Genomic DNA, 13061 nt, shown 5'->3' on the forward strand with positions numbered 1-13061 from the left:
ATGTGACCATGACCACAATGGAAGACCTGCGGGGCAAGGTGGCGGTCGTGACCGGCGGGGCCGGGGGCATCGGCCGGGCCATGGGCCGCCGTTTCGGCCGCGAGGGCATGAGGGTGGTGCTGGCCGACGTCCTCGCCGAACCCCTCGAGGAGGCGACCCGGGCGCTCGCGGACGAGGGCATCGAGGCCGCCGGGGTTCTCACCGACGTCACCGACTATTCCTCGGTCGAGTCGCTGGCCAAGGAGGCGGTCTCGCGCTTCGGCGCGGTCCACGTGGTGTGCAACAACGCCGGCACCGGCGGCGTCTCCGAGGGCTACATGTGGGAGCACGACCTGGCCGACTGGCGCTGGGGGATCGACGTCAACGTGCTCGGCGTCATCCACGGCATCAAGGCGTTCGTGCCGCTCCTACTCGAGCAGGGCGAGGGACACGTGGTCAACTCCTGTTCGGGCAACGGCGGGTTCGCCCCGATCGCCCGGGGCGCCATGGGCGGACCGGCCACCGCGGTCTACCCGATGACCAAGGCGGCAGTGCTCTGCCTCACCGAGAGCCTCTACACCCACCTGGAGATGGCGGGGAAGGGCGTCCGGGCGCACGTCCTGTTCCCCGGCGGCTTTTTGAACACCGGCATCTGGGAGTCGTGGCGGCATCGCCCGGAGCGCTACGCCGCGACCCAGCAACGTCACACGCCCGAGCAGACACTGGACAAGGTCGTGGCCCGCTTCGAGGCCGCCGGCGCGCACGTCGAGTTCACCCCGCTCGAGACCGTCGCCGACCAGGTGGTGGAGGGGATTCGCGCGGACCGCTTCTGGATGATGGGCCCGCCCACCCCGGCCGATCAGGTGGTGAGCGCCAAGGCGGCCTCGATCCTTTCCCGCGGCGCGCCCGACTACCTCGTCGACGTCCTCGGGCGGCACGCCGAAAACAGTGAAGGAGGAAAGCGTTGAACACCAACGTCATTCGCTACGGTCCTCGCCCGCCCGAGGCGCAGGTGGACCACGAGATCGATGCCACCAAGGCGCCCATCGCCACCGAGGCGGTGACCGTCACCTACCTCACCGATCCGGAGATCGTCGCGGCCGTGCTGCCCCGCCCGCTGCAGCCCGCGGCCGAACCACTGGTGCGCATCCAGCTGCAGCGGGTGCGGATCGAGGGCATGGCGCCCTTCGGTTCGGCGGTGTTCTCGGTGACCGCCCGGCACGGCGAGGTCGAGGGCGACTACCCGCTCTTCATGCCCCAGTCCACCGAGCAGTCGGTCACCGGCGGGCGCGAAACGTTCGGCGAGCCAAAGAAATTGGCCCGCATCGAGGTGGAGCGCGACGGCGATCGCGTCACCGCCACCGTGGACCGGCTGGGCTATGCGCTCATCAGGCTGAGCGGACAGATCACCGGCCCGGCGGAGTTGCCCCCCGACCAGGTGAACACCGAGTTCTACTTCAAGTTCCTGCGGGCCCCCGACGGCAGCGGCATCACGGACCCCCACCTGGTTTATGGCGAGTACCACCGCCACTACGAGCTGCTGGAGAACATCGACGGAACCCTCGAGCTGGGGGAGTCGCCGTTGGATCCGGTGGCCGACATCGTCGTTCGTCAGGTCAGGTCGATCACCTGGTGTCGGCGGCGCACCGTCCAGGTGGGCCGGATCGCGGCGCGGGTGCCGCAGGAGTGGCTGCTGCCCTACGTGCACCAGCGCTACGACGACGTCGCCCTGCTCGCCGCCCCGAGGCCCGAGCCGGCGCGGGCGTAGCGCATGGACCGCTACACCGTCATTTCGGCCGACTGCCACGCCGGCGCCGACCTGCTCGCCTACCGCGAGTACCTCGATCCGCAGTACCGGGACGAATTCGACGGCTGGGCAAAGACATACGTCAACCCGTTCGGTGATCTCACCGAGCCCGAGGCCGAGCGCAACTGGAACAGCGATCGGCGCAACGCCGACCTGGATTCCGAAGGCATTGCGGGGGAAGTCATTTACCCCAACACCGTGCCACCGTTCTTTCCCCAGGCGAGCCTGGCCGCCCCGCCACCCGAGACGGCCCGCGAGCTCGAGCTGCGCTGGGCCGGCCTGCGCGCGCACAATCGCTGGCTCGCCGACTTCTGCTCCCTGTCGCCCGAGCGGCGCGCCGGGGTGGGCCAGATCCTGCTGCCGGACATCGACGAGGCCATCGCCGAGGTGGCGCAGATCGCCAAGCTGGGCCTGCGCGGCGGGGTGCTGCTGCCCGGGATCGCCCCGGGCACGGGCATTCCCGCGCTCTACGCCGAGCACTGGGAGCCGCTCTGGGCGGCGTGCGCGGAGGCCGGCGTGGTGGTCAACCACCACGGCGGCAACGCCGGGCCGAGCCCGACGGACGGGTGGGGCAGCTCGTTCGCGGTGTGGGTGTACGAGACGCACTGGTGGGCGCATCGTGCGTTGTGGCACTTGATCTTCAGCGGCGCGCTGGATCGCCATCCGGACCTCACCGTGGTCTTCACCGAGCAGGGCGCGGGGTGGATCCCGGCGACCCTCGACTCGCTCGACGTGGCGGCGGCCCGCTACGGGCGGGAGAACTCGGCGATCGCCCGGTTCGCCGGGCCCACCGCCGGCTCGCTGAGCCTCAAGCCGAGCCAATTCTGGGCCCGCCAGTGTTACGTCGGCGCCAGTTTCATGCGTCCCGTCGAGTGCGCCGAGCGGCACCGCATCGGCGTCGACCGCATCATGTGGGGAAGCGACTACCCGCACTACGAGGGCACCGCCCCCTACACGCGGGAAGCGTTGCGCCACACCTTCTCCCGCGTTCCGGCCGAGGAGGTGGCGGCCATTTTGGGCGGGAACGCGGCCGCCGTGTACGGCTTCGACCTCCAGGTTCTCGCGCCGCTCGTCGAGCGGATCGGCCCGACCGTGGCCGAGGTCGCCGAGCCGCTGGACACCGTGCCCGCCGACGCGCGCAGCACCGTCTTCGAACCCGACCCCATCCGTGCCTGGTAAGGAAGGACCGCCCGTGAACCCCTACATCATCATCTCCGCCGACACCCACGCCGAACTCCCGACCGAGCGGTACCGCGAATACGTCGACCCCGAGTACCGCGAGGACTTCGAGGCCTACCTGGCCGAGAAGACCGCCGCGGCGCAGGCCGGCGGATTCATCGACGAGGAGTTCGCGCAGGAGTGGTTCTCCGAGCACGGCGACGGCATCGCCGGGGGATGGGACGTCGGCCTGCGCGACAGGGAACTCGACGGCGATGGGGTGGTCGGCGAGGTCATCTTCCCCGACGCCGACGCCGTGACCGGCGTGGCCGGCGCCCCGTTCGGCGCCGGACTGGGCCAGTCGGGCGACCTCGACCCGGGGCGCGCCATGGCCGGGGCGCGGGCCCACAACCGCTGGCTGGCCGAACTGTGCAGCCACAGCCCCGAGCGGCGCGCAGGGGTGGCGGTGGTGCCGATACTGGCCGACGTCGACGCGGCGGTCGCCGAGATCACCCGAGCGGCGGAATCCGGACTGCGCGGCGGGATCCTGATTCCCGCGCGCTGGGTCGGCTACCCGCCGTATCACGATCGTCGCTACGACAAGGTCTGGGCCGCCTGTCAGGACCTGCAGATGCCGATCCACACCCATTCCGGTCCCGCCCCGCAGGAGGAGTACGGCGGGCACCTGGGCATCTACGTGACCGAGGTGCGCTGGTGGGGCGCCCGGCCCCTGTGGTTCGCGCTGTGGTCGGGCGTGTTCGAGCGCTTCCCCGGGCTGCGCTGGGGGGTCACCGAGTGCGGCGCGTTCTGGGCCAACGATCTGCTCTGGCTGATGGACACGCGGTATCTGCGTGAGCACTCGGCCAAGAAGATGAGCCATCTGATGGAGGGCGACCTGACGATGCCGCCGTCGGCCTACTTCGACCGGAACTGCTTCATCGGGGCCACCACCACCGAGCGCCGGGAGCTGGCGCGCCGCTACGAGATCGGCGTATCGAACATTTTGTGGGGCAACGACTTTCCCCATCCGGAGGGTACCTGGCCGCACACCCGCGACTGGCTGCGCCGCTCCTTCTGGGACATTCCCGTCGAGGAGACCCGCCAGATGCTGGGGCTGGCGGCGGCCGAGGTCTACAACTTCGACCTCGGGGCCCTCGCCTCGCTGGCCGAGCGCATCGGCCCGACCCCCGAGGACCTCGGCCAGGACGATGCGGTCAGCATCCCCAAGTGGGAGGCGGCACGACAGGTCGGACGCCACTGGCTGACGGACGCGGAGCCGATTCCCGATCTCGTGCAGAACTGAATAGTTCCAGGGTCTCGGCGCGTTACTCCGGCGCGCCGCGTGGGCGGTATTCCGTTGCGGCGCAGCGTATCTGATCGGCGCGTGAGGCCGCCGCATCCGCGAATGCGCTTGCGTGGCCGCCGAAGGCATTGCCAGCCGTGAAAGGATGGCGATGATGACCACGGTATCTGCGGAATTACCCGTTGCACCGGTGCTGATGGGTTGAGCGTGCCCCTGAAACGCGTTGACGAACTGAAGCCCGGAGACAGGATCCGCATGAAGGTCGGGCACGCCACCGTCGTCGCGACGGAACCCCTCGACGACGACCGCACTATGCTCACCTTTACCTACGGGACCAAAGCCCCCGCCGACAGCAGCCTCACCGTGGACGTCCTCGACGATGACGACTGGGGTTGGTAAGCGAGAAGCCCATGCCGCGTGGGGTTTTCGCGGGGCCGAGGCGCCAGTGGCGGTTGGCCCCTCAGCCGCCCCGCAACTCGCTCACGGCTCGGGTGGCGGTGCCGGTGGGTTGTCCCAGCTTCCCGGCGTGCCGGCGGGCACCTGCATTCCGAGCCAGTTGCACGGCATCATCGATCGCCACGCGATGAACGCGCACTGCTGTTCGGGTGTCAACGGGCTAGGCCCCGCGCAGGGCGGCGTTCCCGCCGTCCCGCATATCGGGTCGGCCGCGGCGGGTGGTGACGCGGCGAATGTGGCGACGGCGATCATCGGCGCGATGGCCGTGATGAATGTGGTGACGAAACGTCGGGTGCGATGCATGGCCACCTCGAATCTGTAGCTCCGTGCGCAGATCGTAACCCCAGGCTCCGGCGCCGGGTGGCCGTTTGAGTGCACCCGGGCGAGCCCGGGAATCGGAGGGCATCGGCCACGGCGGAGCACGGCGGTGACTTGCGGCGCGTCGCCGGATGTAGCTAACTTGGACGACCCCCGGTTGGGGGTAGCGTCATAGCTGGTGTGGAGAATTATCAGCTAGGTTTTCGGGCGGAGCGATGCAGCTGAAGTGGCTCAGCGTGGCCGATCTGATCGCCCGGGCCGGTGGAGACCCCTGGGCGATCAACCAGAGCCTGCAGGCGGGCAGCCCGGCTCAGATTTCGAGCCTGGCGGAAGCCTTCCACGGCGCGGGTCGGCACACGGCCGAAGCCGACCACGCCTTCGAGCAAGCCCGGAAGCGCTTTGATGCGGCCTGGAACCACCAGAACGGCGATCACCCGATCAACGACTCCGCTGAAGTGCAGCGGGTCATCAAATCCCTGGGTGCGCAATCCGAGCAATTACCCAAAATCGGTAGCGATCTGGAGAACATCGCCGCCGCGTTGGCCGAGGCGCAGAAAGCCGGAGCTCAACGAATCTCCACGCTCGAACACGCGCTGCAGGGACTCGACCACATCATCGACGCGGCCCAGCACGATCTGCAATACGGCCACCCCGACGCGAAAACCCAGGCTTTTCTGAAGAAGCTGATCGACGACGCGACAGCCGACGCGGCCGATGATGTCCGGGATGCTCTTGGCGACCTGGAGTCGACTCGTGACGGCTACTCGGCCACGCTGCAGAACTGTCTGGGCAATCTGCGCACCGATGGCTACGACCCGAACATCCTGGCGCCAGTCGACGCCGACACCCAGATCCCCCCGACGAGCACCAATCCCGAGGACGTCAATCGCTGGTGGACATCCCTGACCCCCCAGCAGCGGCAGCGCTTCATGGCCGAGCACCCCGACCGAATCGGCAACCTCAACGGCGTCCCCATTCTGGCGCGCAACGACGCCAACCTCACGGTGATGAACCAAGACCTCGACCGGGTGCGGGGCATCGCCAGCCGCAACGGTGTCTCGGTGGATGACGTGCTTCGCGACCCCGCGAAATTCGGTTTGTCGGCCACGGATGTGACCCGCTACCAGAACGCCAACGAGACCAAGCTAGGCCTCGACCACGACGCGGGAGACCCGCTTCACCCGAAACCGGTCTACCTATTCGCTTATGATCCAACGGCATTCGGCGGCAAGGGCCGTGCGGCGATCGCGATCGGCAACCCCGACACCGCCAAGAACACCGCGGTGATCGTGCCCGGTACCAGCAGCAGCGTGAAAGGCGGCTGGCTACACGACGGCCACAACGACGCGATCAACCTGTTCGAACAGGCTAACGCCGCCGACCCCCATAACCCGACGGCGGTGATCGCGTGGATGGGCTACGACGCCCCCAACGGATTCGACGACGTCCAGCGCATCTCCACACCGGCGCTGGCTCGCGCGGGCAGTGCGTCGCTGGCCCAAGACGTCAACGGTCTGTGGGCGACGCACCTCGGGGCGGGCCAACATGTCACCGTGTTGGGCCACTCGTATGGTTCGACCACCGTCGCCGACGCCTTCGCCATGCACAACATGCACGCCAACGACGCCGTGCTACTGGGCTGCCCCGGAACCGACATGGCCCGCAGCGCCGAACAATTCCACCTCGACGGTGGACACGTCTTCGTGGGAGATGCCTCCACCGATCCGGTCGGCATGCTCGGACATCTCGACGGCGCGAGCAAGAAACTCTTCGGCGAGAACTTCTTCGGCACTAACCCCAGCCTGGGTACCGACCCCGCGGTCGACGGGTTCGGGTCGGTACGCTTCCGCGCCGAGGTCCCCGGCTCCGATGGCATCAATCCCCATGACCACTCGTACTACTACCACCGGGGCAGCGAAGCCCTCTATGGCATGTCCGACATCGTCTCCGGCCATGGTGACCAACTACAAGCCGACGGCATGACCGCCGATCACCGCAATTCGTTGGGTGGCGTACAGGTCAGGATCCCCGGCCTACCCCCGGTCACCATCGGCCCGCACACGCCTGCCGTCATCGACCCGGAGTGGGAGCGCTCGCCAGGATCTATCACCGACAACCATGTTTTCGATGCTCAACACCACCATTGAGGAACAACGTATGCCGTTGCGCCAAGCGCTGATCAGTTCGCTAGTGGTCGTCGCCGTGTTGTTAGGAGGATGCGCGCCAGTGCTACACAAACCACATGCCGCGGGATCGACGAATCCGTACGAGGATACGGCCCATCCCATGAGCGACGATCAGACCAAGGCGCAGGTGATCGAGCCGGCCAAGCAGATCGTCGCCGCCGCGAAGCTGGAGGGAGTCAGCGGGGCATTCTCCTTCGCCTCGTGCAACGACCAAGGGGATCCGCCGTTTCAGGGCACCGTCACGCTGAGCTTCCTGATCTACGGGGATCCCGATACGTATTTCCAGCAAGTACGCGCGGCGATGATCGCGCAGGGCTGGAACGAGGGGGCGCCACCGGGACAGCACTACCACGGCGCCTCGCTGAACAAAGACGGCGTGGCCGCCAGCATCAGCTACATGCCGTCCGACCACGCCTACGGGCAGATCATCCTCGATGGTCAGTGCCGAAACATGGGCAACCACAAGGGCGAAGGCCAATGGACCAACATCAACGATCAGCTGGCCGCTCGATAGCCTTCTTTGCCGAACGGCTGGCCAGGACCCGATAGGTGCCAGCACTGTGGGGCGCGACCTTGAATCCCTGCACCGATCACGCATAACGGGCAAATCTGTTGTGGGACAACACGAGAGGGGGCCCACCGCCAGAAATCCCTGGCCCTTCCGACCCTTCGGACCGTTCGCCACGCTTGGTGGCGTCATTGGTCATGAACCCCTAAGAGGTCGTTCGATTTATGCCGGGAATCTCGGGGTAAGGCGTTGGCCTGGCCAGTTGGCTGCCGCTGACGGATAATACGAGGTTATCCCGCATGAAAGGTTAGGAGTGATGACCGACACCGCTTCCACCACATCACGTACTCCGACCGGGCCGACGTGGACTCGCTGGTTGTACCGAATCCTCGCCATCGTCGGCATCGCCGTCGGCATCGTTGTCATCATCGCCGTCGTCTATCTCCTCTTCGCTAAGTCGGACTGCTGCTCCATGATGAAAGCGGACCCGCCGGCTGCCCAGTCGAAGGATTGCTGTGCCTCCATGATGAAAGGCATGAAAATGCCGATGGAGAACAGGCCGAGCATGTCGCCGATGCCGAACATGCCCATGCCCGCCCCCGGCCGGTGAATGCAGTGGGGCCGGAGTCAGTCGGAAGCTGAGCCGCCCACACTGCAACCGCAAGTCCCGGCCCCGGCACACGCAACTAGGACCGCGACCCTGATCCGGCGCTCGAGCTGCTCGCCCTGGCCGGCCGCATCTACGCCACCAAACCTAGTGCGCGGGTGGCCCTACTTGACCAGCTCATCACCTGCGCCGTAGCCCTCATCGGGTGGGCCCTGGAAGCCAACCGGCGCCGAATCAGCCGATATCCCCGTCGTCGTCGCGTAGGCCCAGCTTGTCCCGCAGCTCAGCCGCGGGGATCGTCTCGCCAGTGCGCAGCAGCACGCTGAGTCGGTCCTCGAGGAGGTCCGTTGTCATGCGGATGATCCGGGCTGGGACGCCTCGAGCGAGGGCATCGGACACTGCGTGTTCGAGCTGCCTGGCCGCATGGGAAAGCGCTTCAACGTCGTAGATCCGGACTGTCGGGTCGTCCGGGTCGAGCTCGTCTAGCCAGCGCTCGACCGCTTCGGCATCCGGATCACTCATGCTCGCCAGAGTATTGCGTCGCGCTGAGGGGCGCCCCGGAGGCGACACCGGCTATCGAGAGGTCCACACAGCGGGAGGCTGACGCGCTACAGATTTGACCCATTGTGTGGCAGGTGGATCGATAGAGTTGCGGGATGCCAGGTCGGGGGGCGCAGGGGAGACATACGCGTAGCGCCAGCCCTGCGAAAGCCCGTATTATGCGCTACCCCTTAGAAAGCACCACCATCGCATAACACCATTAACGGCGCGGATTACGCCGCAGTCATTGCCGAATCCTTCGAGGTATCGCTGGACGACAACGAAGAACGCGGCCCCGTAATGGACTCAAGGTTGATCCCCTGGACGCTCCCGCATTCATCGTTCCCATGACGTATCAGGCTGCGAAGGATGTCGCGCTCAATCTCGGTAAGGCCCTGCTGCTCGCACACCGGAACTTATTACCTCCTAGCAGCGATACCCCCCGTACATCCAGGCGAAGACGTGTTGGACCGTCGGTGCTTGGACGTTGACAACGTGAAGTATGCCCAAACTTCAGGAAGCGATTCGCCGGCCAAGTCCTCCATATGGCAGCGCCGCGTTCGTTGCATGGGTTTTCATGGAGCCGTGAACCCACCTGGCTGTGACAGCCTGACTTGGCCCCGGGTGGACGGTTTGAAGTGGCTCCACCTGTGTGGTCGCGGGTGTGCTGTTTTGACGGTCTGATTTGGCTCCGTCTTCACGACACGCCGCGTTGGTTATGACGACGTGGATTGGCCCCACCTGACGGTGATCGCGTGCGTTCCGGATGGCCTGGATCGCGTGGTGATGAAGGTGAGGGTCTGGAGGGTGAGGTCGAAGGTGGAGCAGTTCGCGGCGATCCGCCGGGATCATCGGCTTGAGGGGTTGTCGATCCGGGCGCTGGCCGATAAGCATCGGGTGCACCGGCGCACGGTGCGTCAGGCGTTGGCCTCGGCGGTGCCGCCGGCACGCAAAGTTCCGGCGCGGGTGGCACCGCGGCTTGAGCCGTTCAAGGCCGCTATTGATGAGATGCTGCGCTCGGATCTGGACGCCCCGAAGAAGCAACGTCACACCGCCCGAAGGGTTTTGGCGCGTCTGGTCGATGAATACGATGCGACCGGGTTGTCGTATTCGACGGTGCGTGATCATGTCCGCAAGCGGCGCCCGCAGATCGCCGCGGAAGCGGGCCGGGCGTTGGAGGCGGGGTTCGTGCCGCAGACGTATCGGCCCGGCGCTGAAGCCGAGGTCGACTTCCATGATCTGTGGGTGGTGCTGGCCGGGGTGAAGACCAAGACCGCGCTGTTCACAATGCGGTTGTCGTTCTCGGGGCGGGCGGCCCATCGGGCGTTCGCGACCCAGGGCCAGGAGGCCTTCCTGGAAGGTCACGTGTACGGATTCGACCGGCTCGGCGGCGTACCGGTCGACAAGATCCGCTACGACAACCTCAACAGCGCGGTCAAGCAGGTGCTGTTTGGGCGTTCTCGTCAGGAGAACGAACGCTGGATCGCGTTTCGTTCGCACTACGGTTTCGAAGCCTGGTACTGCCAGCCCGGTCACGACGGCAGTCACGAGAAGGGCGGCGTGGAAGGCGAAGGCGGGCGGTTTCGCCGCACCCATTGCGTGCCGATGCCGAAGGTCGAGTCGATCGACGAGCTCAACGAGATGCTGGCTGCGGCTGATGATGCTGATGATCGGCGTCGGATCGCCAACCGCGCCAACACTGTTGGGCAGGACTGGCAGACCGAGAAGCTGGCGTTGCAGCCGATCCCCGGTGAACCGTTCGATACGGCGTTGACGTTGACCCCGCGGGTGGACCGCTACGCCCAGATCATGGTGCGCTGCAATCAGTACTCGGTGCCGGCCCGGTTCATCGGCCATCGGCTCCGGGTCAAACTGTCGGCCTCCCACGTCACCGTCTATGACCGCACCAGCGTGGTCGCACGGCATCCGCGGGCGGTCGGCAAGGGCACCAAGGTGCTGGAATTGGATCACTACCTGGAGATCCTGGCCCGCAAACCCGGCGCTCTGCCTGGGGCCACCGCCTTGCTGCAAGCCCGGGCGGCCAAGGTGTTCACCGCCGAGCACGACGCCTGGTGGGCGGCAGCGCGGCGGGCTCACGGCGATGCGGCCGGTACCCGGGCGCTGGTGGAGGTGTTGCTGCTGCATCGCCGTCTCGACCACGCCGATGTGCTCGCCGGGATCGCCGCCGCACTGTCGGTGGATGCCACCAATGCCGATGTGGTCGCGTTGGAAGCACGCAAAGCCGCCGAACGACGCCGTCGCGGCAGCGACACCGACCCCGCGGGCGGGCCCGCTCACGGTGGGCAGGTCCTGGTGCTAGCCGAGCGCCGTCTGCTCGATGCGCGTGCGCTGCCCTCGGTCGACCAGTACGACACCTTGCTGGGCCGGGAAACGTCATGAGTATTGCGCGACGCAATGTCACCGAGCAAGCCGCGGTCTCGGCCATCGAGCAGGGCTGCCGAATGTTGCGGCTGCCCACGATCCGTGACCGCTTCGCCGAGATCGCCGCGGCCGCCGAACGCGAGCAGCAGTCCTATCTGGGGTTCTTGTCGGAGTTGGTGATCGCCGAGTGTGACGACCGGGATCGGCGCCGCGCCGCACGCCGCGTGCACGACGCGGGATTTCCCCGACCAAAACGGCTCGAGGAGTTCAACTTTGAGGCCAACCCGGCGATCAACCCGGCTGTCATTGGAACCTTGCGCACCTGCGGCTGGGTCAAGGCCGGTGAACCGCTGTGCTTGATCGGGGACTCCGGGACCGGCAAGAGCCACCTGCTGATCGGCCTGGGGACCCTGGCCGCCGAATCCGGCTACCGGGTCCGCTACACCCTGGCCAGCAAGCTGGTCAACGAACTCGTCGAAGCCGCCGACGACGCCCAGCTGAGCAAACTGATCACCCGCTACGGGCGGGTCGATCTGCTGCTGATCGATGAGCTGGGCTATCTGCAATTGGATCGCCGCGGCGCCGAACTGTTGTTCCAGGTGCTCACCGAACGCGAAGAACGCTCTGCCGTGGCGATCGCCTCCAACGAACCGTTCTCGGCCTGGACCAAGACATTCACCGACCCGCGGTTGTGCGCGGCGATCGTCGACCGGTTGACCTTCGCCGGACAGATCATCGAAACCGGAACCACCTCCTACCGGCTGGCCCATGCCCGCAAAAGACGCACCAGCACAGCCACTGAGTCCACCCGCAGCTGACCCGCGCCTACACCCTGCGGCGGCTACAGTGACCAGGTCATGTTGGTCGCCGATCTGCACCACTTCCTCGACGTGGGACCCGACACCCCGGGCCCGGCCCGCAAGCTCGCCGAACACCTAAGCGCGATTGTCGCCGCAGCCTCGGCCGGCGACGCTCACACCCGATGGGAAACCGCCCTGCCGTGCCGGCGCCGGCCAGCCCACCGTGCCTGCCCCGGCCGCATCGTCGTGAGCTGGACCCAACCCGATCACCCCATCAACTGGTGCTGCAGCCACTGCGATGACGACGGCACCATCAGCAACTGGGCCACCTCGATCTACGACCTGCGTCGCCAGCAGTTGAGCGCGGCCGAACCCGTCCAGAATGTCCTCGTCGATGCCGACACCGCGGCAATCCTGCGGACCCTGCCGTTCCTCGACCATGACTGCCACAGAGCAGTTTTCGCCATCCACGCCCACGGCAACGAATTGCACCTCACGGTCACCGACACCGAACTCAACGAACTGATAGATTCCCTGGCCGCCGAAGCCAACCACGAACCCAACCGCCGCCGCCAACGACAACTCGACAACGCCTACGACCACCTCACCACCGCCGCCGGCCAACCCCGCTGGTAATCAGAATGGCACTGCCCGAACTTGACGTCGCACGCGTGCAACGCTGGTGCGCGGCAAGGGTTCCCGACGACGCGCGCCACGAAGTACGCCTGGAATGCGAGGTAGCGTCCAGGTATCTGACCATCACCGAGCATCGCCCGCCTTGGCGTGACGACTTCGGCCCGGACTGGATCAGCTTCCCGATCGCCCGACTGCGCTACACCGCTACCAACAAAACCTGGACCCTCTACTGGCGTGACCGCCACCAACGATTCCACCGCTACGACCTGCTCGACCCCTCAGCCCGCATCGCCGACCTGCTCACCGAAATCGACAAAGACCCCACCGGCATCTTCTGGGGCTAACCACCCGAACCCTGGGCCGGGGCCAAATCCGGCCGTC

General features: G+C 66.7%; 14 protein-coding genes. 12 read left to right on the forward strand and 2 right to left on the reverse strand.

Translation table 11 applies throughout. The annotated features are described in order from the left end of the window. The first annotated feature begins 17 nt into the window (after nucleotides 1-17). From QGN31_RS08775 to QGN31_RS08795, 5 genes are all read left to right on the forward strand, one after another. Nucleotides 18-947, forward strand: a complete 930-nt coding sequence (locus QGN31_RS08775) for an SDR family NAD(P)-dependent oxidoreductase (protein WP_043955134.1) — start codon at nucleotides 18-20, stop codon at nucleotides 945-947. Beyond that, complete coding sequence (locus tag QGN31_RS08780) at nucleotides 944-1747, forward strand: acetoacetate decarboxylase family protein (protein WP_014385355.1); 804 nt, start codon at nucleotides 944-946, stop codon at nucleotides 1745-1747. Before QGN31_RS08775 ends, QGN31_RS08780 begins: the two co-directional genes overlap by 4 nt. Before the next feature lie 3 nt (nucleotides 1748-1750). Further along, the gene (locus tag QGN31_RS08785; protein WP_014942542.1) at nucleotides 1751-2965 is read left to right on the forward strand and encodes an amidohydrolase family protein; all 1215 of its coding nucleotides are present in this window, start codon (nucleotides 1751-1753) and stop codon (nucleotides 2963-2965) included. A 13-nt stretch (nucleotides 2966-2978) separates the two neighbouring features. Continuing rightward, nucleotides 2979-4247, forward strand: coding sequence for an amidohydrolase family protein (locus QGN31_RS08790; protein ID WP_008258454.1), 1269 nt, complete (start codon nucleotides 2979-2981; stop codon nucleotides 4245-4247). A gap of 255 nt (nucleotides 4248-4502) precedes the next feature. Then, the gene (locus QGN31_RS08795) at nucleotides 4503-4646 is read left to right on the forward strand and encodes a hypothetical protein (protein ID WP_014942541.1); all 144 of its coding nucleotides are present in this window, start codon (nucleotides 4503-4505) and stop codon (nucleotides 4644-4646) included. 81 nt (nucleotides 4647-4727) lie between these two features. On the opposite strand, the gene QGN31_RS08800 is transcribed toward QGN31_RS08795, so the two are convergent. Then, entirely contained in the window at nucleotides 4728-5012 is a 285-nt protein-coding gene (locus QGN31_RS08800) for a hypothetical protein (RefSeq protein WP_193375509.1), read from the reverse strand. A 224-nt stretch (nucleotides 5013-5236) separates the two neighbouring features. Between QGN31_RS08800 and QGN31_RS08805 the strand changes: the two genes are divergently transcribed. The 3 genes from QGN31_RS08805 (at nucleotide 5237) to QGN31_RS08815 (ending at nucleotide 8325) form a co-directional block, all read left to right on the forward strand. After that, a complete protein-coding gene (locus tag QGN31_RS08805) occupies nucleotides 5237-7168 on the forward strand; it encodes a putative alpha/beta hydrolase (RefSeq protein ID WP_014385350.1) in 1932 nt (643 codons plus the stop codon). Beyond that, nucleotides 7149-7721, forward strand: coding sequence for a hypothetical protein (locus tag QGN31_RS08810; protein WP_043955130.1), 573 nt, complete (start codon nucleotides 7149-7151; stop codon nucleotides 7719-7721). The genes QGN31_RS08805 and QGN31_RS08810 overlap by 20 nt, the downstream gene beginning before the upstream one ends. A 310-nt stretch (nucleotides 7722-8031) precedes the next feature. Then, the gene (locus tag QGN31_RS08815) at nucleotides 8032-8325 is read left to right on the forward strand and encodes a hypothetical protein (RefSeq protein WP_162137756.1); all 294 of its coding nucleotides are present in this window, start codon (nucleotides 8032-8034) and stop codon (nucleotides 8323-8325) included. A gap of 231 nt (nucleotides 8326-8556) precedes the next feature. Here the strand turns inward: QGN31_RS08815 and QGN31_RS08820 are convergent, their stop codons facing one another. Next, entirely contained in the window at nucleotides 8557-8844 is a 288-nt protein-coding gene (locus QGN31_RS08820; RefSeq protein ID WP_014942537.1) for a hypothetical protein, read from the reverse strand. Between the two features lie 825 nt (nucleotides 8845-9669). Here QGN31_RS08820 and istA point away from each other — a divergent pair. Genes istA through QGN31_RS08840 form a run of 4 tightly spaced genes read left to right on the forward strand, consistent with a single transcriptional unit; the run spans nucleotide 9670 to nucleotide 13024 of the window. Further along, entirely contained in the window at nucleotides 9670-11262 is a 1593-nt protein-coding gene (gene istA, locus QGN31_RS08825) for an IS21 family transposase (RefSeq protein WP_043955664.1), read from the forward strand. After that, nucleotides 11259-12062 (forward strand): IS21-like element helper ATPase IstB, encoded by an 804-nt coding sequence (gene istB, locus QGN31_RS08830; protein WP_014941578.1) that lies wholly within the window; start codon nucleotides 11259-11261, stop codon nucleotides 12060-12062. The genes istA and istB overlap by 4 nt, the downstream gene beginning before the upstream one ends. Nucleotides 12063-12101: 39 nt before the next feature. Continuing rightward, nucleotides 12102-12680, forward strand: a complete 579-nt coding sequence (locus QGN31_RS08835; RefSeq protein ID WP_014941577.1) for a hypothetical protein — start codon at nucleotides 12102-12104, stop codon at nucleotides 12678-12680. 5 nt (nucleotides 12681-12685) lie between these two features. Then, nucleotides 12686-13024: a DUF3024 domain-containing protein gene (locus tag QGN31_RS08840; RefSeq protein WP_014941576.1), complete on the forward strand. Its 339-nt coding sequence runs from the start codon at nucleotides 12686-12688 to the stop codon at nucleotides 13022-13024. The last annotated feature ends 37 nt before the right edge of the window (nucleotides 13025-13061 follow it).

The organism is Mycobacterium sp. 2-64, assembly GCF_035918375.1.
In the GTDB taxonomy this organism is placed as follows: Bacteria; Actinomycetota; Actinomycetes; order Mycobacteriales; family Mycobacteriaceae; genus Mycobacterium; species Mycobacterium intracellulare.

Bases quoted from the DNA above. Each gene is read 5' to 3' on its own strand.
- QGN31_RS08815 (WP_162137756.1), top strand. From the start codon at position 8,032: ATGACCGACACCGCTTCCACCACATCACGTACTCCGACCGGGCCGACG.
- QGN31_RS08805 (WP_014385350.1), top strand. From the start codon at position 5,237: ATGCAGCTGAAGTGGCTCAGCGTGGCCGATCTGATCGCCCGGGCCGGT.
- QGN31_RS08810 (WP_043955130.1), top strand. From the start codon at position 7,149: ATGCTCAACACCACCATTGAGGAACAACGTATGCCGTTGCGCCAAGCG.
- istB (WP_014941578.1), top strand. From the start codon at position 11,259: ATGAGTATTGCGCGACGCAATGTCACCGAGCAAGCCGCGGTCTCGGCC.
- QGN31_RS08840 (WP_014941576.1), top strand. From the start codon at position 12,686: ATGGCACTGCCCGAACTTGACGTCGCACGCGTGCAACGCTGGTGCGCG.
- QGN31_RS08775 (WP_043955134.1), top strand. From the start codon at position 18: ATGGAAGACCTGCGGGGCAAGGTGGCGGTCGTGACCGGCGGGGCCGGG.
- QGN31_RS08795 (WP_014942541.1), top strand. From the start codon at position 4,503: ATGAAGGTCGGGCACGCCACCGTCGTCGCGACGGAACCCCTCGACGAC.
- QGN31_RS08785 (WP_014942542.1), top strand. From the start codon at position 1,751: ATGGACCGCTACACCGTCATTTCGGCCGACTGCCACGCCGGCGCCGAC.
- QGN31_RS08835 (WP_014941577.1), top strand. From the start codon at position 12,102: ATGTTGGTCGCCGATCTGCACCACTTCCTCGACGTGGGACCCGACACC.
- QGN31_RS08820 (WP_014942537.1), bottom strand. From the start codon at position 8,844: ATGAGTGATCCGGATGCCGAAGCGGTCGAGCGCTGGCTAGACGAGCTC.